Source organism: Frankia sp. CeD (assembly GCF_000732115.1).
Lineage (GTDB): Bacteria > Actinomycetota > Actinomycetes > Frankiales > Frankiaceae > Frankia > Frankia casuarinae.
The window spans coordinates 15,781-35,451 of the sequence record NZ_JPGU01000042.1 but is presented as its reverse complement, the minus strand read 5'-3'; the positions used below and the strand labels follow the sequence as shown (position 1 = coordinate 35,451).

The window sequence follows — 19,671 nt, the reverse complement described above, 5'->3', positions numbered from 1 at the left end:
CGTGACCTTGGGGCCGGTGTGGGCGCGTAGCCACTCGGCCTGCTCCGCCCTCAGGTGCAGGATGGATTGCTCCTGCTCGCGCACACGGGGGAAGACGTACGGGCCGGGCAGCTCGTCCCGGTCATAGGCACCCATGAGTTTCGCGATCTTGGCCTCCGCCTTGGCCAACTCGCCCGCCCTTGGCCACCTGCCCACCTCGGCCTCGACGTCGCGGCCTGCCAGGTAGGCCAGGACCAGCTCGGAGACAAGGTCATCAACATGGCGGCCTGTGACGCCGACCTTGCCGCNCCCGCCCGCGGTGACGGCCTTGCAGGCGTAGTGGTGCTTGCCCCACCGCCGGTCGTAGCCGCCCATCAGGTGGCGGCCGCGGAACCCGCAGCAGATGATCCCGGACAGCAGATACTTCCGTCCGCCGATGTGGACGTGCTTGGAAACCCGGCTGGGGTCGCGGAGCTTCGCCACCACCGCCTCCCAGACATCCAGGTCCAGGATGGGCTGCTGCTGGCCCTTGACCGGCTGGCCGTCCGCGTCCACCACGTAGCGCTTCTCCAGCGGGACGGAGGTCGGGCCGTACACCCGGTAGCCGACGATGCGCGGGGACAGGTAGATGTTGCGCAGGACGGGTTTTTGCCACTTCTTGCCCATGGCGCTGGCGATGCCAAGATCGTTCCACTGGCGACAGATGGTGTGGAGGCCGACGCCGGCCAAGATCTGATCCGCCCCCGCGACCAGGAGCGCCGCCGCCGGTTCGTCCTTGGTTTCCTTGTCGGCCAGCCAGCCGAAGGCACGGTTGCCCCCGACGGTAATGCCGGCCTGGGCCATGGCGAGGTGCTTGCGCCGAACCCGCTTGGAGGTGTCCAGGGACTGCCGCGCCTTGAGGGTGACGACGATCCGGCAGGCGGGGACGGGGAGGCCGGGGGCCGGCAGGTCCGGCCGGCCTCGGAGCGGGNCCGTTCGAAGGACAGGAAGCCGGGCGGGCAGCCGGGTCACCCGGGTGCCGGGCTGCCCCGGGGACCCGGCCCCGGACCGCCGGTTACGGGCGGACGAGCCGACCGGGTGCTCGTCGTGCGAGGCGGGCCTGGCCGGTGGGCAGGTGCTGGCGGACATGTGGACGCAGGTACGCGACGTGCCCGAGCCGCGGGTCGAGACGACCGAGTGGGCGCTGCCGCGCAGGCGGTGTGGCTGCTGCGGGAAGATCACGGCGGCGAGGGTGCCGGACGTGCCGTGGGCGACGGCGGGNTCGGNGTGCTACGGGCCGCTGATCGGCGGCGCGGTGGTGCTGCTGGGCAACGAGGGCAACGTCCCGCTCGCGCGGACCGCGCTGGTCCTCAACGGGATGTACGGCACGGCGGTCTCGACCGGCTTCGTCGCGCGGACCCTGCAACGCGCCGCCGAGGCGCTCGCGGCCCGTGGCTACGACGAGAAGATGAAGGCGGCGCTGCGCGCCGAGCCGGTGCTGTGCGGTGACGAGTCCCTGGTCAACGTCCTGCGCAGGGACCTCGACGAGGCCACCGGCAGGCCGACCGAGGGCGCCCCGCACCTGCTGGCGCTGCGGACCCCGTGGCCCGGGCTGGTCTGATACGCGGCGATCCCCTCCCGCTCGTCGGAGGCGATCGACGCCACCGGGGTCCTCGACGGCTACACCGGCTACCTCACCCGCGACGACTACGCCGGCTGGCACCAGTACGACACCCAGGTCGCCGGCGTGCAGCTCCGTTGCCAGCACCTCATCCGAGCTCTGCGGGCGGTGCTGATGCTCGCGCCGAACATCCAGAAGTGGGCCGGCCAGCTCATCGAGCTGTTCCGCGAGGCGAACGGCCTGGTCGNCGCCNCCCGAGCNGCNGGGTGCNCCCGCCTCGACCAGGACGTGATCGACGGGCTGCGGGCCCGGTTCGACCGGGACGTCGAGGTCGGCCGGCTGGCGAACATGTCCCGGCCCTGGAAGGACGGCAAGAACCATCCCGGCCTGGTCCTGGCCCGCCGGCTCGCCGCGAAGGCCGACCAGGTCTGGCTCTTCCTCACCGACTTCAAGATCCCTTGGACGAACAACGCCGCCGAGCAGTCGATCAGGCTTCCCAAACGGCACCAGGCCGTCTCGGGCTACTGGCACACCCCGACGACCCTCGCCGGGTACCTGCGCGTGCGCTCCTACCTGGTCTCCACCCGCGACCATGGCATCCGCCCGATCGACGCGATCAGGATGCTGCTCNCCAGCCGGCCCTGGCTACCCACCCCCCGGGCCGCTCTCGCCGAACCGGACGGCCTCGCGGTCGCTACCTAAATCAACATCAACACAGAGGTGCTGGGACCGTCACCTCTGAATGGACACTGCCAGGCGTACGCCTTGTCGTCAAACAGCGGGTTTCCGTTGTTAAACGCCAGATACCAGCCTTGCGCGTAATACAAAACTTTCTGCAGCTTCAGCGGAGTGATGACCCCGCGTTCGCCCTGATCTTGGCTGGCACGCTCAATAAAGGCGTTTGCGATATTCCGTGCTTCCATCTTTGCCATTGTTACTTATTGTAACAGCGAATTTTACCCCCCCATAGGAGTTATTGCAAACATAAGAGAAACGCCGACGCGGGCGAAGGGCTGAGCCAGAGGCGTTATTATTCCATTGGACCGGTCGCGCCCTTCCGCGACAATGAGTGACCACAGAGATGCGAGCCGTCTAAATTCATAACTTAGTTTGTCCGATTTGCCGATCCAGGANTTTGCCAACCAGGAACGCCAACAGGCCATACCGCCACTCTGCGTGATCAAGTGGGGCGGAACGTACCATCCCACTCGTTCTTTCCGAGATCGGCTGGTCGGCGAGTATTCCGGTGGACGGTGAGGTCACCCAGGTCGGTGCGGGAGGTTCAGGTGGTCGGGAGCTGCTCGCGGCGGGCGGCCAGCGCATCGATCTCGTCCTGGCGGGCGAACGGCCCGGGCAAGGAGGAGATCCACCGGCGGGCGGAGGAGAGCAGGCGGTCGACCGCGGCGAGATCGGCGGCCGTCCCGACGCCGTCGGGACTCACCTGCAGCTCAACAGCGAGCAGGAGTGCCGGCACGGCCTGCAGTGCGAGTCGGCATGCCGACTCGGTGGCCTCGTCTAGCATCGCGGCCGTACCGGGATCCGCGAGAGCGCGGTTAATCCAGAGGTGGCCGAGGGCCGCCCAGTTGCGGGCCTGTGCCGAGTGGCCGGCAGCCCGCGCCAGCCGCGCGAGGCCCGTCGTCGCTGCGGTAGCCATCTGGAGCGAGACGCGTAGCGGTTCGAAGACGGCCGTGCGGGCGACGTATCTTGCTCGGGCGGGCAGCACCACGTCCCGAAACAAGTCCACCGCCTGGGTGAGATCGCCGGACGAGTACGGGTGGCTGGCGAGGTAGGTCGCGTAGTTGTGCAAGTGGTGAGCCAGCAGGTCGGGGAGCGGACCGGTGGTCAGTACCGCCGGGTCGATTTCCACCATGCGTAGCCAGACCAGCCACCCGCGGCGCACATGGTCGTCAAGTATCCCGGCCGGTGGGGTACCGTCCGCAGGCGGCCCGCAGCTGGCCTCGGCCAGCCGGCGCAGGGTGTCCAGCTGCCGGTTGGCGGCCGAGAGAATCTCCGCGGCGGCGCCGCGGTCCAGGCTGCCCCGCTCGAACAGGTCGATGCAGTACTGGCTGGACGCCATCAGCGCCTCGACCAGCACCCGCTTGTCCCGCTCCGCGTCGTACCGGACGAGGTCGAGCCGGAGCACGTCGGCCCGGCAGCCGGCGACGGCCCGGACCGGNTCGTCCGCCGGCAGGATACCGGCCAGCCAGCCGTGTGCCTGGCCCAGCCAGGTGAAGGCGTCGAGGCGTAGGCGCTCCCGGGCCTGTGCGTCGGTGAGTACCTGGCGCACGGCGCCGAACAGCGCGATGGCCGCGGTGCGCCGGGTGGCCAAGGGCCGCTGGGCGAGAGCCGCCGCATCGGGAAGGGCGGGCAGTCGCGCGTCGACCGGCCCGCCGTCGACTGGCGGCAGCGCCCGCAGCGCCTGGGCGACGAACTGGTCAATGATCGAGTCCGGGGTGAGTAGCGCCTCCAGCGCCAGCTGCCCGGGGCCCCGGGCGGAGATCCACAGGTGACTCGTGTCGCGCAGGGTTCCCACGTCGAGCAGGCGATGCAGGAGCTGCCCAGCGACCAGCTCGTGCGCGGCTTGCTGGCCGACGGGCCCCTCCGCCGCCGGCAGTGCCAGCCCCGGCAGGGTGGTGTCGACGAGGTCGAGGTCGCGTGGCAGGACCGGCGAGGCCGTCGTCCGCGGTGCGCTGATCTCACATCTGGTTAGCGATTCAGCTGCTGCGGAGGGGGCCAGCGGCACCTCCCAGGCGGTGGTCAACGGACGTTGCACCGCACGCGCGCGGATGCCCGCGGCGACCAGCGCCGGCTGGGAACGAAAAACCTCGACGACCACCGCGGCCCAGGCTGCAAGCCGCAGGTCGGGTATCAGCCTGCTGCCGTCCTGGTAGGCCAGCACGGGCAGGACCTCGGTGAGCGCCGCCCGGAGCGGATCGAGCAGGCGGTTGACCGCCACTAGGACGACCGCAGCCTTCGTATCGGGGCCGAATCGGTTGAGCGTGGCGTTGGCGATCTCATTCGGCAAGGTCGCCCCACTCGCGGTAGCGGCCATCCGATCGAGGATCACCCATCCACGGGTGCCGAGCTCGGCGGCGCCCGCGAGCTGCGCGGCCTGCGCACGGGTCGGCAGGGGGGCGCCGCGGGCGATCTCCGACAGCGTGACCCGGGTGAAGTCGGTGACCCAGGTGATCCGCCCGAGTGGGTTGGGCTCCAGAGTGTCCGGCCAGGGCACTCCGAACAGCGGCGCCACCTTCCGGGCCAGCCGGGCGGCTACCAGTTCAGCCCGCGTCTCCGGCACCGGCGGCACCACCGCCGGCAACAGGGTCACGACCGTCTCCTCCTTCATCCCCGCTCCAACGCCCGCCCCCGCAGCATCCCGANCGTAGTCGCCGAACCCTGCCTCCACTTGGCAGATTTTTTTCGCGAGTCACTAAAATCATAGACAGTTTTACCATTTTCCGCTAGAAAGCCGGCATGCTCACGGACTTTGCTGGTGGCGGCTCGACGACACTGGACGATCGAATGTCACCCCAAGCCGTCATTCAGACACCTGTAGTTACAATCTCCATGGAGATCGTCTGCACGCTTCTCGGCGAGACCGCCGGGTTCCGGCGCAAGCTGCACCGGATGACCCGGTCTGGGGTGTGCGACGTGGCGCCGGTCCAGGTCGGCGAGCAGGCCCTCGTCCGTGGCAGCTGCGTGTGTCAGGACCTGGTCGTCGACGTGCTTGTCGACATCAGCCGCTATCTGGCGCAACGACCCGCGCAACGGCCCGCCGCCGCCGCCCGCGCCCACTGGCGCACCAGGGCGAAGTTCGAGTGGATCCGGCGCCACCGCCTGGCTCAGGGTGCTCAGGCCCGTGTCGACCGGATCCGAGTCGGCGAGCTGGCCCGGGCGTTACCGGACGAGTACCACCGCGCCGTGCTGGAGTATCTGGTCGAGGAGGCGGGCCGGCCGGCGCCGCTGGAAGGCCAGTCGGCGCTTGAGTACCGGCTGGCCGAGCAGGCGGCCGCGGAGTTCGGGGGCTCGCCTGAGGAGCACCGCGACCGCGTCGCGGCGGCGTTGGGTGGCATCGAGCGGCACTGTCGCAGCGGGCGGCGCGTGCGCGACGGCGACGGCGAGCTGGTGACCTGGTGGGAGCGCTACATCGACCGCCCACTCGGCCGCCGGCCCCGGCAGGGCGACGTGCCGCTGGGGACGGCCGCAGCCGACAGCGCCCTCGCCCGACCGGCCGAGTCCGGCGCCGAGGATCTCGACGAGATCGTCCTGGCCGCGCTGCGCGACCGCCCGGCCGGAGCCGACCCGGCCGCCTGGCTGATCGACCGCGTGCTCCGGCTGGCGGCTGACGGTATGATCCCCGCGAGCGCGGTGGAGGCGTTCGGGACCGACCCGCAGCGCCTGGCCGCCGCGCTCGCGGCGCTGGCGGACCTCGACCGCGCCGAGCAGCGGCTAGGCGCGGTCGAGGGTGCCGTCCGCGCCGAAGAACCGGCGCAGCTCGCTCTCCCCGGGCCGCCCGCCCGACGCCAGCGCGGNGGTCAGCAGCAGCCGGTTCCCGCCGGTGAAGAACGGCTCGGCGAGCGTCCCGTCACCGCCGAACTCAGCAGACTGCCAGCCGTGCGCGCGCATCACCGTCAGCCCCAGCCGCGCCATCCGCAGCGCGTGCTGCGCGACGGTGACCCCGTCCGGCGGCGGGGTCCGCGCGGCGAACAGCACGTGATGCGTCGTGACGGCCAGGACCGGATCATCCAGCACCGCCCGGCCGTGAAGGTGGTGGCGCAGCAGCCGGGCCAGCATCATGCCGGCCCGCATCATCGTGGCGTAGTCGTCGTGGGCGTCGTAGAGCTGCACCCCGTGCTCCCAGGCGGCCACGTCCGCCTCAATGCCGGCCCGGTCCAGCGGCCACTCGGCGCGGACTACACTGACCTGCGACCAGTCCGGCGAGCCGGCGGGAGTACCGCCCGGTCCCGCACCCGGGAACGGTCCGTCGTGCCCACTGCCGGGCAGCCAGTCGACCTCGGTCCCGCCCCGCTCAGCCCATCGCTCCGTGTAGAAGCCGATGAGCCGCCCGAACGGCACCCGCGAGGCCCGCAGGAAGTCGATGCTGGCATCGAGAAGCTCCACGTAGGTGGGAATGGCCCGGCGGGTGGCCCCGTCGGCGAAGTTCCGCAGGAGGGACTCGGCGCCGACCAGCGCCCAGCCCCCCGCAGGGCCCACCTCGCGCGCGAGCGCCGCGGCGAAACCGGCCGCGTCCGCGGTTGCCGACGCCAGGAACGGCCGTTGCAGGTCGCCCCAGACATCGGGCTCGTCGCTGGCGGCCGGCGCGAACTCGTACCGCCCGAGCCGAGCCATCAGGCCGGCGACGTCGGCGGGCAGGGCGCCGGCAACGGGCTGCGCCGGCCCGCCGGTGCCCGCGGCCGGTCGGCCGGTGCCAGGAGGTGCCGCGCCGCCGCCGTCGTCCCGCCTACGCCTGTTCCACCTGGCCATGATCGTCTCCCGACTGTGCGGCGATGGGCTTCGTCGGGGTGGCCTGACGGACCGGCACACGGCACACGGCACATATACGCTGCGCCCGCAGCGACGGGTGGCCGCAGGGCGGCTCGTCGCCAGCACTGGACAGCTTGGTCGGCATCGGGGGATTCGCTGTGGACGGCCTGAATCTGGAGATCGACGCGCTGGTCGGCCCGGCGCTGGATCTACTGGCCACCGCGGAGCGCGACGGGGACCCGGTTGCCGCCCGGGCCGCCGTCGGCCTGCTGGCTCAGGCATATGACCTCGCGCCCGGCCACTCCGGCGCGCCGGGCCTGGCGATGCTCATCGCCGAGTGGGAGGGCGAGCTCGCCCAGGCGGATCTGGGCAGCTGGGACAGTGTGGTGCTGTGGTGGCGCCGGGGCTGGCCGGCGCCCCGGCCCGGCGGCCGCCCGTCCCTGAGCATTGCCGAACTCGATGCCATGGAAGGCGCGCTGCACGGCGAGCGCTACGTCAACGGTCGCGATCCCGCCGAGCGGGACGCCGCCATGCGCCTGCTCGCCCCGCTGGCCGACGCGGGCAAGCTCGGTCCGCAGGACCTACTCGGCTACGCAGCGCTCCTGATCGTCTGGTACGAGCAGGACGCGGTGCCGGCCGCCCGCGACACCGCGCTCGACCTGCTGGCGCCCATGGTCACCGCGGGCACCGCCGACCCGGGCATCGTGGCCGACTACGCAGAGCTCGTCTTCGACCGCGCCGAACAGAGCGGTACCACCCGGGATTGGGCCCAGGCCGTCCACTGGCTGCGCGAATCCCTCCGCATCGGCGGCGCCCAAAACGTCGCCGACACCTGGGACAGCCTCGGCCACGCCTACTGGGCGTGGAGCCGGCTCGATGACGACGACGCCCTGTTCGACGAGGCGGTCGACTGTTTCACCGCGGCGGTACGGCACGGTCAGCCCGCCGAGCTCCTCGCGCCGGCAGCGCTGGTGTTCGTCGCGGACCGGCTGCGCGAGCAGCGGCGCAGCGCGGGCGGCGTGGACGACGCGCTGCTGGCGGACATCCGCGCCGTGCTGGCACTCGCGGACCAGATCGTCGACCGGCCGGAACTGGATACCGAGATCCGCGCGACGGTGGCCATGGAGATTCTCACGCTGCAGTACCTCATCGTCGACGGGAACGAGATCACCCGCCGGCTGGTGCAGGAGGGCCTGGAGGCGTTCCCGCTGGCCGGGGACAGGTTTGACCGCCTGCTCGGCTACGCCGACGCGCNCCCCGACCCGCCGCAGGGCTGGTCGAGCAGCCGGGCCGCGATGCGGGCGATGACCAGTCTGCTGCGCGCCATGTTCGGCACCGGGCCCCGGCCCGGCGCGGACTTCGGCCTGCAGCATGCCGCCGAGGCCATGCGCACGGCCGAGCACTCGGACGACGCCGCCGCGTTGTTCTCCCTCATCTCCGCTGTCGCCGGTGGCTTCTCCGGCGACCTGGGCCGGGTGAAGGCCGCCGAGCAGCTGGTCGGGACCTCCGCGGACCCGAGCGCCACGGCNATCTCCCTGTTCGCCCGACTGGGTCAGATGCTGCTGGTCGGCATGCCGGCCGACGGCGCCCGCACCGCCGTCGAGCTGCTGTCCGTCTTGGCCCGGTCGCTGGCACAGGTTCTGGGCGGTGGCCTTCGGGGCAGGCTGCAGCCACCTGCCGCCGACACGGGCAAGCCCGGTCACCTCATCGAGGTCAGCCAGTACCTCGACGTCAGCCGGCGCCTCGACGTCGGTCAGCTCCGGGAGATCGCCGACGTCTTCGCCGCGTTCCCGGGCTGCGACGCCCTTGTCGCGCAGGCAGCGGCCGCGGAAGTGATCGCCGGCATCATCGCGGCGACTTCAGCCGGCGCGCCCGCGGATCGCCTCGCCGAGTTGCGCGCCCGCCTCGCGGACGCCGACCAGGCCTGGGCCGACAGCAGTGCGCAGCTACCGCCACCCCCGCGGGCCATGGGCACGCAGCTGTTCGCCCACGGCTGGCAGCTGTTCGCGGGAGTCACCGGGGACCGGTCCGCCGCCCGGCTCGCCGTGGCACGCTCCCAGGCGGTCCTGGACTGGTTCGACGGTCCTGACCACCCGATGTGGCCGATGGTCGTCATGACCGCCGCCCGCGCCCGGCGACTGCGCGGCGAGCCCGGCGACCTGCCCGGAGGTCGCCGCCTGGCGCTGCGAGCCCTGCGCGGGCACGCCTGGCTCGTGCTGCTGCAGTCGGGCACCCGAGACGCGCTGGAGGTCGCCCGCGGGGCGGCGGCGGATGCCCGGGTGGTGCTGGAGTGGTGTGTCGAGGACCTGCGGGGCGGCGACGAGCAGGCCCGCGACGACCTGGTGACCGCCGTGGAGGCCGGCCGCGGCCTCGTCCTGCACGCGGCGGTGACCACCCGGTCGGCCGCGGAGCAGCTGCGTGAGCTTGGGCATGCCGACCTCGCGCAGGCCTGGGCAGCCGCAGGCCTCGAACCGGCCGAGGCCGACCCGGCTGCGCAAGGCCCCGGCTGGTTCGCCGACGGGGCCGAACGGTCCGCGCTGCGCCGGGCTGTGCTGGCGGCGCTGAGCGAGTCCGCCGCCGGACCCGACAGCCTGCTGCTTCCACCCAGCATCGGCGAGATCCGCGCAGCGGTGGGCACGCACGGCTCCGACGCACTCGTCTATCTGGTCCCCGGCGTCGACCGGCCCGGGCATATCATCATCATCCCGGCTGACGGGACCAGACCGGTGGAACATGTCGAGCACCCGGGGCTCGTCAGCGCCGACGACTCCCCCATGGGCCGGTACCTGGCGGCGTACGCGGGTTGGCGCCAGGCTGCAGGCGGTGAGGGTGCCAGGCAGGGTGTGGCCGAGCCAGCGGCCGCGTTCGCGGCGTCGCGCGCCGCGCTGGCGGCGTGGCGCGCTGCGCTGGCGGAGCTCACCGAGTGGGCGGGTCGCATCGCCGAGGTGCTGCTGGACCGGGTCTCGGCTGTCGCGGCCGACACCACCTGGCCGACCTTCGTAATCACCTCGGTGGGGGTGCTCGGCCTAGTGCCCTGGCACGCCGCCGTGCTGGACGTCGAGGCGCCCGGTCATCAAACCGGCGGCGGCACCCGGCTCGCCCAGCGGGCGACGGTGTCCTACATCCCCTCGGCCCGGCTGTTGTGCCGGACGGTCGCGATGCCCGCCGCTGCCGACGGCGACGTGCTGATCGTCGGCAATCCGGTGGGCGCGGCGTCCCACCCTGCCGGTGACGCCGCCTGGCATCTACCATCGGCCTTCTACCCCCGCGCCATGCTGCTGGGCGGGGGGCCGTCCCGGTCGGGCCGCGAACCGGCCACGGTGGCGGGCGCGGGGGCGTCCGGGGACGGGACGCCGGCCGAGGTGCTCGCCTGGCTGCGCCGGCCAGGCGCCCGCCGCCTAGTGCTCCACCTGGCGTGCCACGGCTTCGCCGTCCCCGCGGACCCGGCGGCGTCGCATCTGGAGCTCGCCGACGGACGGCCGCTGACCGCCCGCGAGCTGCTGGCCGAGCAGAGCGCCGCCACCCGCGTCGAGCGGGTGTTCCTCGCTGCCTGCTNGACCAACGTCACCGGTGCGGACTACGACGAGGCGTTCAGCATCGCGACCGCGTTCCTCGCCGCCGGCGCCCGCACCGTGTACGGCTCTCTGTGGGATCTGCCGGACAGGTACACGGCCACCATGATGTTCGTGTTGCACCACAACCTGGTCGTGGAGGACTGTTCACCGGCCGAGGCCATGCAGGCCGCCCAGGACTGGGCGCTGGACCCCTACCGGACGGCGCCGGCCACAATGCCCGGCCCGGTCGCCGCGGCCATGGTGGACGACGCGTGGCTCCCCTTCGTTGACCCGGCCGCCTGGGCCGGGCTCGTCCACCTTGGCGCCTGAGCGCGTACCCGGGCCTGGGCCGCTCAGGGCTGGTCGGCCTCGATCAGGGGAGCCCAGCGGTCCGGGTTCTCCCGATAACGGTTGAGGTAGCCGCGGACGGAGGCGACGCTCAGATTGAACAAATCACCAATCGTTGCCCGGCTGTCGACCCGGCCCGGTTCGCCCCAGGGCCGGGCGGGGCAGATCTCGGCGGGGTCCACCTCCAGCCGGCTGGCCCGGGTGCCGCATCGTGGTGCGGCGTCCAGGTTGGCAGGGTCGAACGTGATGCAGCGGCCGGTCGGGGCGTGCTGAGGCTCGATGGTGTCGCGCGTGATCTGGCCGGGGCCGCGCACGGCGCGGGCCGCGAGGATCTCCGGCGCCCGGCGCAGCGCCGACCGCGGGCCCGTCCAGTCCGCGCTGTTCCTGATCTGCGCCCGCAGCGCGCGGATCACCGGCTGCCGCGACGTCCACAGCGGCGGCAGTGCCGCCGCCACGAGTTCCTGCGGGTCGAGGCGACCCGCGTCGAGGGATATCGCCGCCGCGATCCGGCGGCGCAGCGCAGTTCTCATCGCCGCGACGTCCGCCGCGTCCGGTTCCAGCGGCCGCGCGGGGCTCGCCTGCGGGTCGGCGACGGCGAGCATCACCCGGCGCAGCCGGGAGAGTAGCAGGTACAGGTCGTCATCACCGCCGACCCGGAACTGGTCGACGGCCCGCGAGCCGCACACCCAGTTGGCCAGCACCGCACGGTCCGCCCGGTTGGTGNCGGCGGTCAGCACGCCCAGGACCCGGTCGGCCAACGCGTCCACCGCGATGATTCGGGTCAGCACCCGCGTGTCGTCCCCGGGCGCCAGCGCCGGCGGCAACGTCTCCAGCTGCACGGAGGCGATCTTCTTGTTCGCGGTAAGCCAGCCACGGCCCAGACCTCTGGTGAGCCGTCGGAAGACCACGTCGGCCTGCGGCTGCACCGCAGCTCCGGCACCAGCCGCGGGTGATCCACCGGGCCTGCCGACGCTCTCATCGCCATCGCGGTCGGCACTGCGGTCGATGATGTCTGCCGCGGCGGCGAAGTACATCGCCGCGTCGAAACCCTCGTTGCCGTCGAACCGGTGTCGACGGCGGCGGGACATCTCCCGTCGGGTCCACTGCGCGATCTCCTGCACGTACGCGGCGACCTCGGCCAACGGCTCGCCGCGCGCGCCGTCTTCGCGCAGTTCGCGCGCGGCGCAAGCATAGGCCGCGAGCTGCACCAGGAAGCGGCGGTCACCGACGACGGGCAGGGGAACGTCCGGCAGCGGCGTGTCGCCGGCCTCGTACGCGGCGGCGAGCTCCATCCCACGGTCGAGGATCTGCGCCGCCAGCTCAACCGTGGTGCGCTGCGGGCCGGCCGGGTCCGGCCGCTGGCAGGCCGCGACGGCGCTGACGAGAGTCAGGTGCAGCGGCCACTCCGCGCGCTCGGTGGCCAGGGCGGTTCCCGCCCGGTACGCCTGGTCGATCGCTCGGATGAGTGGCACCGGATCCTTCTCGGCCACGACGAACGCGGCGGGGACGGCGAGGCCGGGCACCTGCAGATAGGTCCGCAACCAGCTCGCCGCGCGCCCTGCGACGATGTGCACGCCCTCGTTGCCCCGGGTGCGGGTGAGCACGCAGAGCGCCAGCAGCTCGTGCTGGTCGGGCGGGATCGACTGCGGCCACAGAGCGCAGACCTCCTCCGCGCGCACCACCATCCGGTGCAGCAGGTCGTCGAGACCGTTGCCGCTCGCCAAGACGCGGTCCAGGTCGTAGGAGTCGAGCTGGGCGAGGACGGCGCGCGCGGCGCGTTCCAGCTGCGCACGGTCGGGCAGGTCAGTCATGGTCTCCGCGNTCCTTGCCGATGCGGCGTACGTACGTGTCGATGCCGGAGCGTGGCGCCGCCCGCGGCGGCCCGGTGCCCGCCGGCGGCCCCTGACGGGCAGGTCACGGCCCTGCGCCATCTGGATCGGTCACCCGGACCCGGACAGCGGGCAGCTGCGCCAGGACGACGGTGATCGTGAGCTGGGCCCGCAGCGTTCCGTCGGGGTGCGGCGCAAGCGGCGTCCAGATGCCGCTGCCGTTGTCGAACGAGACCTCGACCGTTCTCGGCCAGGCGGCGAAGTCCCCTTGGCCGCCGACGGCGCCGACGGAGGTTTCCGGGCGACGGCGGGCCACGACATGCACCTCCCCGGCGTGGATCTCCCAGTCCAGGGTGCGTTCGATGCCGGCGAGCCCGGCGAGGTCGCGTGGGATCTCCCAGCGGCCACGGGCCGCCTCCGCGCGGTGCGCCGACTGATCGGAGGCCCCGCCCGGCTCGGCCGGATCGTCCCCGCGCTGCTGGGGCCCGTCCGTGGCGTGCATCGGCCCGAGGCCGGAGTTGCCGCCCATCATTCCCAGGCTCGCGGCCCCGGGAAGGTCCACGTCGGCATCGCGTAGCTCGTCCACCGCGAGCAGCGCCCACAGCCCGCCGTCCCACGAGCCGGACCGCGGCCGCCGATCAGCTGCGTCGATCGGGAGGTCCGCATCCGGCTCTGTGGTCGCGGTCGATTCCTGGCCGGCGGCGGCCCTGTGCGAGGCCAGCACCTGTTCCCGGTAGGGCGCCCAGGCCAGGGCCAGCGCATCTAGGACCCGCAGATCCAGCCGGGCCCACCGGCTGCGCGGTGGCCCGGCGAGCACCTGTTCGGCGACGGACACGACACTCNCCCCCAGCAGCTCGCGCAGATCCCCAGGGATACGCCGTCCCATGGTCCGGACACCGATGAAGACCGGCGGCCCGTCCGGATCGTCGGCCACGAACGCGACCCGCAGCCCCGGGCGCACGTCCGCCTCCATCGTCTGCTCCACGGTCAGCAGGGTGAACTGTAGACGGCCGCGCCCGCGCCGGCCCGGGGTCTGGTCGACGTAATCCACGCGGGCAAACCCGTCCCAGGCGAGCGGACCCGTCTCCGTGCCGAGCCCAGGTCTCCGTGCGACGTCCATAGCTGCCGACCTCATCTCCCGACGTGAGGCGCCGTTACCAGTGCCGACCCTGACACAGGCACTGACGGACGGTGGAGGGCGGCACCGGGCCGGCCGCCCACCAGCGCGGGGAAAACGCCGGGGTTTTCNTCCGCCGCCGGTGCTCACGGTGCAGGCCGCCGCCGACGAGTGCCGTGTTCACAGGCAGCCGTCCGTCAATCCCAACCAGCGGCCCACGTTTCGCGGGCGCACCGCCTGGTGCCGACCGACCGGTCGACGCCCGGTCACCGAACGGCCGGACGGTCACCTGACCCGCCGCCCGTCGGGTCCGCCACGACGCGAGGAAAGGCATCCGGACCGTGGATCTCCTGCACCAGCTCCCCACACCAGACGATCTCGCCCTCACCTACCTGATAAAGATCTTCGGTCCGGCGGCGCTGATCGTCCTGCTGTTCCAGCTCTACCTCCTGGTGAACTCGTGGATCTCCACGGCGAACGCCGGGCGGCGAGGCCTGCGCCGGGTGAGTGGGCAGGTGCGGCGCCTGCTCCAGATCGGCTGGGCAGCCCGGGCGACCGCAGTCGGTGCGGTCCTCGGCGCTGCGGCGCTGCTGGTCGCCTGGGTGGCGCTGTCCTCCACGATGGGCTACGGGGCGAGCTACCTGATCTTCGCGAACATCCCCCTCAGTGGCCCCCGGCTGCATCCGTTCCTGTCCTGGAACCACAACGACTCGGTGCACGCCTACCACGTGTGGGGATCACTGACGGTCGCGGTCGTGGCAGTGACTGCCGGCCTGCGCCGGCGTTCGGCCGAGACCGCCGGAGTCATCTTCGCGCTGCCCTGGATTCTCTTCGGCGTCCTGATGGCTCTCTTCACGGTCGCTTACGGGCTGGTGGGCGCCTACAACTGGTCGAATCACCGGGGCTTCCAGGTCGACGTCTACGGCGTACAGGCAAGCCCGGTCACGCCGTTCGTCCTGACCGTTGTCTCCGCCGCCTACGTCCGGGCGGCCAGCGCCATCGGACGACTTCCCGTAACCGTGGTCGCCCTGGTCACCCGGCTGAGCGCCTAATGGGCGAGCCCACGCAGCGGGCCGGCCCAACTCCGCCGAGCCCCGTCCGTCCGGGCCAGGAGGACGGCACCCTCTCGCCTTTCAGATCATCCGGAAGAAGAAGCAGGAGATTCATCATGAGCGGCGCCATCGTTTTCCTTCTGTGGTTCGTGGGCGTTGTTGTCGGAGCCACCGTCGTCCGGGCCCGAGCCGGACTCCCGACCATGCGGAAGCTCGGGCCGTCCGAGCTGGAAGGAGGGTACGGATGGTTCGCGACACGCATGGTCCTGGTCTGCTTCTGGCCGGTCACCCTGGCCGTCTGGCTGGCGCGTCGGATGCCCCCGCCTACGGTCCGTTTCGAACGTGACCAGCGCGGCGGATTTCGCCGCGTTCCGGCGGACCAGCCCGCCGCCAGCCGCACCGTACCGCCGGTGGCGCCCTCCTCCGACGACCGCTGAACCAGGCGCAACCACCCGCCGGGACGCACCACCCGGTCAGCTCACATCGCTTTTCATCGGCAATTACCCGGTTCCCAGCGAGCGAGAGAGTTCACTCATGCGCACAGTTCCGCAAATACTGCGCTCGGCCGCGGCCGCGCTGGTCGGCATACTGACCTTCGCCGGTGTCGCGCTCGTCGCCCCGTCGGCCGCGTCCGCTTCCACGCCGGATCCGGAGGTCTGGGTCGGTGCCCCGGTGGCGGGANCCTGGACCTCCGACCCGGCCACCCACCACTTCCTGTTCCACGACCAGGACCAGGGCGACTGGTCCGGCGACATATCCGCCGCTCCCGGAGCTGCGGTGAAGGTGTTCGTGGCGCCCCAGGCCGGCGGCTACCCGGTGGCCACCCGGGTCGACCAGATCGGTGAGGCCTGCCGTTACGGCGGCGGCGGAAAGTTTGTGAACGTGGGAATCTACGTCAACGAGCGCCGGACAGGTTCCGTCACCTACGGACACCTCGTTCCCGCCGCGAACCTCGCCGTGGGCCAGTGGATCAATCGCTGGGACTCGACCGTCGGCGCGGTGGCCACCGGCCTTCCCCGCGATGCCGGCTGCTGGACCGGCGAGCACGTGCACATGCAGTCGTACAACGTCCACAACTACTCGTGCTTCAACCGCGGCTACCGCCTCGGTTCGCCGCTGAACCCCACGAACTTCGTGAGTTTCGTGGGGGGCAGCCGCGGCACCCGGCAGCGCCAGGCCTGCCCGTAGCCACCGCGCCGCGGAATACGGAATACGGAGCGTTCTCCATCTGGGTCTTTCCGATTCGAGATGGAGCAAGATCGGCTATCGACGATCGGCTGGTTTGATCAACCATTGCCGTTCCGGCTACTACGCTCGGTCGTGGTCCATCGACCGTCGGGATGCGGGCTGAGATGACCATCCACGCCTATGTGGCCAGCATCCGAACTGGGCAGGTGCTGGTGGTCGACCCGCTCGCGGGTGTCGTGAGCGCCGCCATCGGAGTCGGCGTGCTCCCCTTCGGAGTGGCGGTGGCTCCCGACGGCAGCCGTGTCTACGTCACCAACTTCGGTGGGAACGACGTGTCCGTCGTCGACACGGCCACCGGGGCCGTCACCGGCTGACGCCCCAGTCACCGGCTGACCGCCGCCGTGAGAGTGATCGTCGTGCCGATGGCCCCCGAACCCGGGGGGTTCACGGTAGTGCCACGACCTGTGTCCACAGGTCCTCGGTGTTGCGGATCTTCGCCAGGGCCTTCCTCGCGCCGGACGAGGAGGACAGCGCTCCTTCCTAGCCGTCCTTCAACAGGTAAAGCTTCTGCCCACACGCGAGCGGAAGGAGCCGGACGGCCCGCGTTCGCCTGCCATCTTTCTCTGCCGCGCGGACATTAGACTCTTTCAAGGAAATTGTGCCCGTGGTTCAGTGAACCTGGCGGACGGGTACCAGTGCAGCCACGGTAACAAACATGGTCAACGACCTCCGGTCGGTCCTCTCCTGCGAAAGCGAGACCTCTGATGAGTATCTACGACACTATCGGCGGCGCGACGGCCGTACAGGCCGCGGTCGACGATTTCTACGTCCGGGTGACGGCCGATCCCGTTCTTGCACCCCTCTTTGCCAACCGGGACCTGCCCCGTCTCAAGGAACACCAGCGAGCGTTCATCGCCGCGGTGATCGGTGGTCCCGAGGTCTACCGGGGTCGGGACATGGCCGCGGTACATGCCACGCTCGGCCTCACCGACGCCCACTTCGACGCGGTGGTGGACCATCTGCTCGCGGCGTTGACCGGCCTCGGTGTCCCGACGGAAACCACCGGCCAGATCGGAGCGGCCCTCGCCCCGCTGCGTTCCGACGTCGTCACGATATCGAAGTAGTAATACCTCACATCATACACGACCTTGCGCGGCCAGGCTAGTGAAGCCGCACCCGGCTCGAACGAGAGAAACCGGGCGGGGCACAGTTGCAAATGCGAACCGCCCGGGTTCGGTATGGACGCCATCATGTGAGAGATGGAGGTCGACGCCAATCGCCGTCGGCGACGGGGATGCTGTGGGCAAGGATGGCACGGACGTCGTTGGTGGTGAACGAGCCGTCCCGGCGGCTTCCTTTCTCGGCTAGCGGGTGCCGTCGGGTGCGGTCGAGCCAGCGGTAGCTGTCCGCGTCGACGAAGCAGCAAACCACGCGGACGGATTCGACGCCGGGACAGGTGCTGACCTTGTCCTCGACGAGGTCGCTGCTGGTCAGCCGTGCGAGGGGGAGGGCGTTCTTCGGCGTCGGGATCACCGCCTGCTCGGCGAGGCTGTAGCCGGCGTGGTGAGGCAGTGCTTCGGGGTGGGTGGGTCCCCTGCCGGCCCCGTGCCGGGTGTGCCTAGCCGTTTCGGCTGGTATGGGGGGCATGTTAACGCCGACTCGGCTACGGTGGGTTCGGTGCGCCGGGAAGTCTGGTCGGCAACGTGTGACCCGACCCCTTGGTGAGGAGCACCGCCGTGGGCCAAGTTCCGTCTCGCCGGTTCAGCCTGTTCGACCGCAGGTCGTGGCCCGAGGCTCGCCGGATCGCCGAGATCCTACGCAGGGAGGCCATCGGTGGCGGGCTGCTGCTCGCCGCGACGGTCCTGGCCTTGGGCTGGGCGAACTCGCCGTGGTCAGAGTCGTACCAGTCGATGCTGTCCTACCAGCTCGGCCCGTCCTGGGCGCACCTGGACCTCACCCTGGCTCAGTGGGCCGCCGACGGCCTGCTAGCGATCTTCTTCTTCGTTGCCGGGCTGGAACTCAAACGCGAGTTCATCGCCGGAGACCTCCGCGACCCTCGGCGGGCCGCTGTCCCGGTCCTGGCCGCCTGCGGGGGTGTCGCCGTTCCGGCCGTGCTGTACGCGCTGGTCAACGTCGGCGGTGACGCCTCAGCGGGCTGGGCGATCCCGACCGCCACCGACATCGCCTTCGCGCTGGCGGTGCTGGCGGTCATTNGCCGGCACCTGCCGTCCGGTCTGCGGACCTTCCTGCTCACCCTCGCGGTCGTCGATGACCTGCTCGCCATCGTCATCATCGCCGTCGTCTACACCCGCCACCTGTCGATCCTCCCGTTGCTGGGCGCGCTGGTGCCGCTGGCGTTGTTCACTCTGCTGGTCCAGCGCCGGGTGCGCTCGTGGTGGCTCCTCCTGCCCTTGGCCGCCGCGACCTGGACACTGGTCCACGCCTCCGGCGTGCACGCCACCGTGGCTGGCGTGCTGCTGGGGTTTGCCGTGCCGGTGCTCCGCGGTACCCGTGCCGGCGGCCCGGAGGCGGGACCGGGGCTGGCCGAGCACTTCGAGCACCGCTGGCGGCCCCTGTCGGCCGGGGTGGCGGTGCCGATCTTCGCGTTCTTCTCCGCCGGAGTCACCGTCGATGGCCTGAGCGGACTGAGCGCGGCGCTGAGCGACCGGGCGGCCCTCGGTGTCGTGCTCGGTCTCGTCGTCGGCAAGCCTCTGGGGATCATGGCCGCTACCTTCCTGGTAGCACGCTTCACTCGCGCCACCCTCGACGACGGGTTGACCTGGACCGACGTTCTCGGGCTCGCGGTCTTGGCCGGTATCGGATTCACCGTCTCCCTGCTCATCGGCGAACTGGCCTTCGGGAGCGGCAGCGCACGTGACGACCATGTCAAGATCGCTGTCCTGACGGGTTCTCTGCTCGCCGCCCTGCTCGCCGCCGTCGTGCTACGTCTGCGCAATCGCGTCTACCGCCGGCTCCAGGAAGCAGAGACCGCCGACCGCGACCACGACGGCATCCCCGACGTCTACCAAGACCTGCACCGGTCCTCCCCACGCCCGTGGGGGTGATCCGGTCCGGTCGGTCCGCTCGTGCAGCACCATCAAGTCCACCCCACGCCCGTGGGGTGTTCCGCCCTCGGCAATCGAACAGGTGACNCACAGGTAACACACAGGACCGACTCCCACCCTCATAGTCACGGGGCTCCTCCCGGAGCGCCGGCAGGGTAGGAGGACACCGGCCATGGCCACACGTGAGCAGGGAATCCGACGGGTAGGCCCCGTCACCGCCGGACTGGCAGCCGTCGCGGCCGCCGGAGCCATCGGCTTCGGCGTGCTGGCCCATGAGCATTCCGCATCCGCGGCCACCTGGTCCTCGACGACGGACGACAGCTCGGTGACCTCGGGTAACGGATCCACCTCATCGTCGACCTCCGACAGCGCGTCCTCGTCCGGCGGCTGGTCGGGCGGGACGACGGTGGGGAGCGCCGACGGTCCCACGCACGCGTCGACCGGTGGTTCCTGAG

The 19,671-nt window shown here is 71.4% G+C and carries 13 protein-coding genes and 1 pseudogene; 9 read left to right on the top strand and 5 right to left on the bottom strand.

Going from position 1 to position 19,671, the window contains the following annotated elements:
* The coding region (locus CED_RS17570; RefSeq protein ID WP_235187124.1) for a recombinase family protein at window positions 1–822 on the bottom strand (822 nt) is incomplete at its 3' end.
* Between the two features lie 93 nt (window positions 823–915).
* Here CED_RS17570 and CED_RS25480 point away from each other — a divergent pair.
* Window positions 916–2,281, top strand: a pseudogene (locus tag CED_RS25480) (IS66 family transposase); the annotation flags it as partial.
* On the opposite strand, the gene CED_RS23905 reads toward CED_RS25480, so the two are convergent.
* From CED_RS23905 to CED_RS23900, 3 genes are all read right to left on the bottom strand, one after another.
* Window positions 2,278–2,511: a Panacea domain-containing protein gene (locus tag CED_RS23905; protein ID WP_131728941.1), complete on the bottom strand. Its 234-nt coding sequence runs from the start codon at window positions 2,509–2,511 to the stop codon at window positions 2,278–2,280. The pseudogene CED_RS25480 and the gene CED_RS23905 sit on opposite strands and share 4 nt — an antisense overlap.
* A 350-nt stretch (window positions 2,512–2,861) precedes the next feature.
* Window positions 2,862–4,907, bottom strand: coding sequence for a hypothetical protein (locus CED_RS17555; protein ID WP_235187123.1), 2,046 nt, complete (start codon window positions 4,905–4,907; stop codon window positions 2,862–2,864).
* A gap of 569 nt (window positions 4,908–5,476) precedes the next feature.
* On the bottom strand, window positions 5,477–5,662 hold the full coding sequence (locus CED_RS23900; RefSeq protein ID WP_035912406.1) for a hypothetical protein: 186 nt from the start codon (window positions 5,660–5,662) through the stop codon (window positions 5,477–5,479).
* Between the two features lie 1,559 nt (window positions 5,663–7,221).
* On the opposite strand from CED_RS23900, the gene CED_RS21640 reads away from it, so the two are divergent.
* The 6 genes from CED_RS21640 (at window position 7,222) to CED_RS17495 (ending at window position 17,275) form a co-directional block, all read left to right on the top strand.
* Entirely contained in the window at window positions 7,222–10,947 is a 3,726-nt protein-coding gene (locus CED_RS21640) for a CHAT domain-containing protein (RefSeq protein WP_051868890.1), read from the top strand.
* A 3,305-nt stretch (window positions 10,948–14,252) separates the two neighbouring features.
* Window positions 14,253–14,963, top strand: a complete 711-nt coding sequence (locus CED_RS17515) for a hypothetical protein (RefSeq protein WP_011436975.1) — start codon at window positions 14,253–14,255, stop codon at window positions 14,961–14,963.
* 116 nt (window positions 14,964–15,079) lie between these two features.
* A complete protein-coding gene (locus CED_RS17510) occupies window positions 15,080–15,400 on the top strand; it encodes a hypothetical protein (RefSeq protein WP_035912391.1) in 321 nt (106 codons plus the stop codon).
* A 97-nt stretch (window positions 15,401–15,497) separates the two neighbouring features.
* Entirely contained in the window at window positions 15,498–16,151 is a 654-nt protein-coding gene (locus CED_RS17505; RefSeq protein ID WP_035912389.1) for a hypothetical protein, read from the top strand.
* A gap of 152 nt (window positions 16,152–16,303) precedes the next feature.
* Window positions 16,304–16,525, top strand: a complete 222-nt coding sequence (locus CED_RS17500) for a YncE family protein (protein WP_035912386.1) — start codon at window positions 16,304–16,306, stop codon at window positions 16,523–16,525.
* A gap of 390 nt (window positions 16,526–16,915) precedes the next feature.
* Window positions 16,916–17,275, top strand: a complete 360-nt coding sequence (locus CED_RS17495) for a group 1 truncated hemoglobin (RefSeq protein WP_011436978.1) — start codon at window positions 16,916–16,918, stop codon at window positions 17,273–17,275.
* Between the two features lie 124 nt (window positions 17,276–17,399).
* On the opposite strand, the gene CED_RS17490 is transcribed toward CED_RS17495, so the two are convergent.
* Complete coding sequence (locus CED_RS17490) at window positions 17,400–17,798, bottom strand: hypothetical protein (RefSeq protein WP_011436979.1); 399 nt, start codon at window positions 17,796–17,798, stop codon at window positions 17,400–17,402.
* Window positions 17,799–17,887: 89 nt separating this feature from the next.
* On the opposite strand from CED_RS17490, the gene nhaA reads away from it, so the two are divergent.
* Window positions 17,888–19,216 carry a Na+/H+ antiporter NhaA gene (gene nhaA / locus CED_RS17485; protein ID WP_035912424.1) on the top strand — a complete coding sequence of 443 codons (1,329 nt, stop codon included), beginning with the start codon at window positions 17,888–17,890 and terminating at the stop codon, window positions 19,214–19,216.
* A 172-nt stretch (window positions 19,217–19,388) separates the two neighbouring features.
* The gene (locus tag CED_RS17480) at window positions 19,389–19,670 is read left to right on the top strand and encodes a hypothetical protein (RefSeq protein ID WP_011436981.1); all 282 of its coding nucleotides are present in this window, start codon (window positions 19,389–19,391) and stop codon (window positions 19,668–19,670) included.
* Window position 19,671 lies beyond the last annotated feature (1 nt).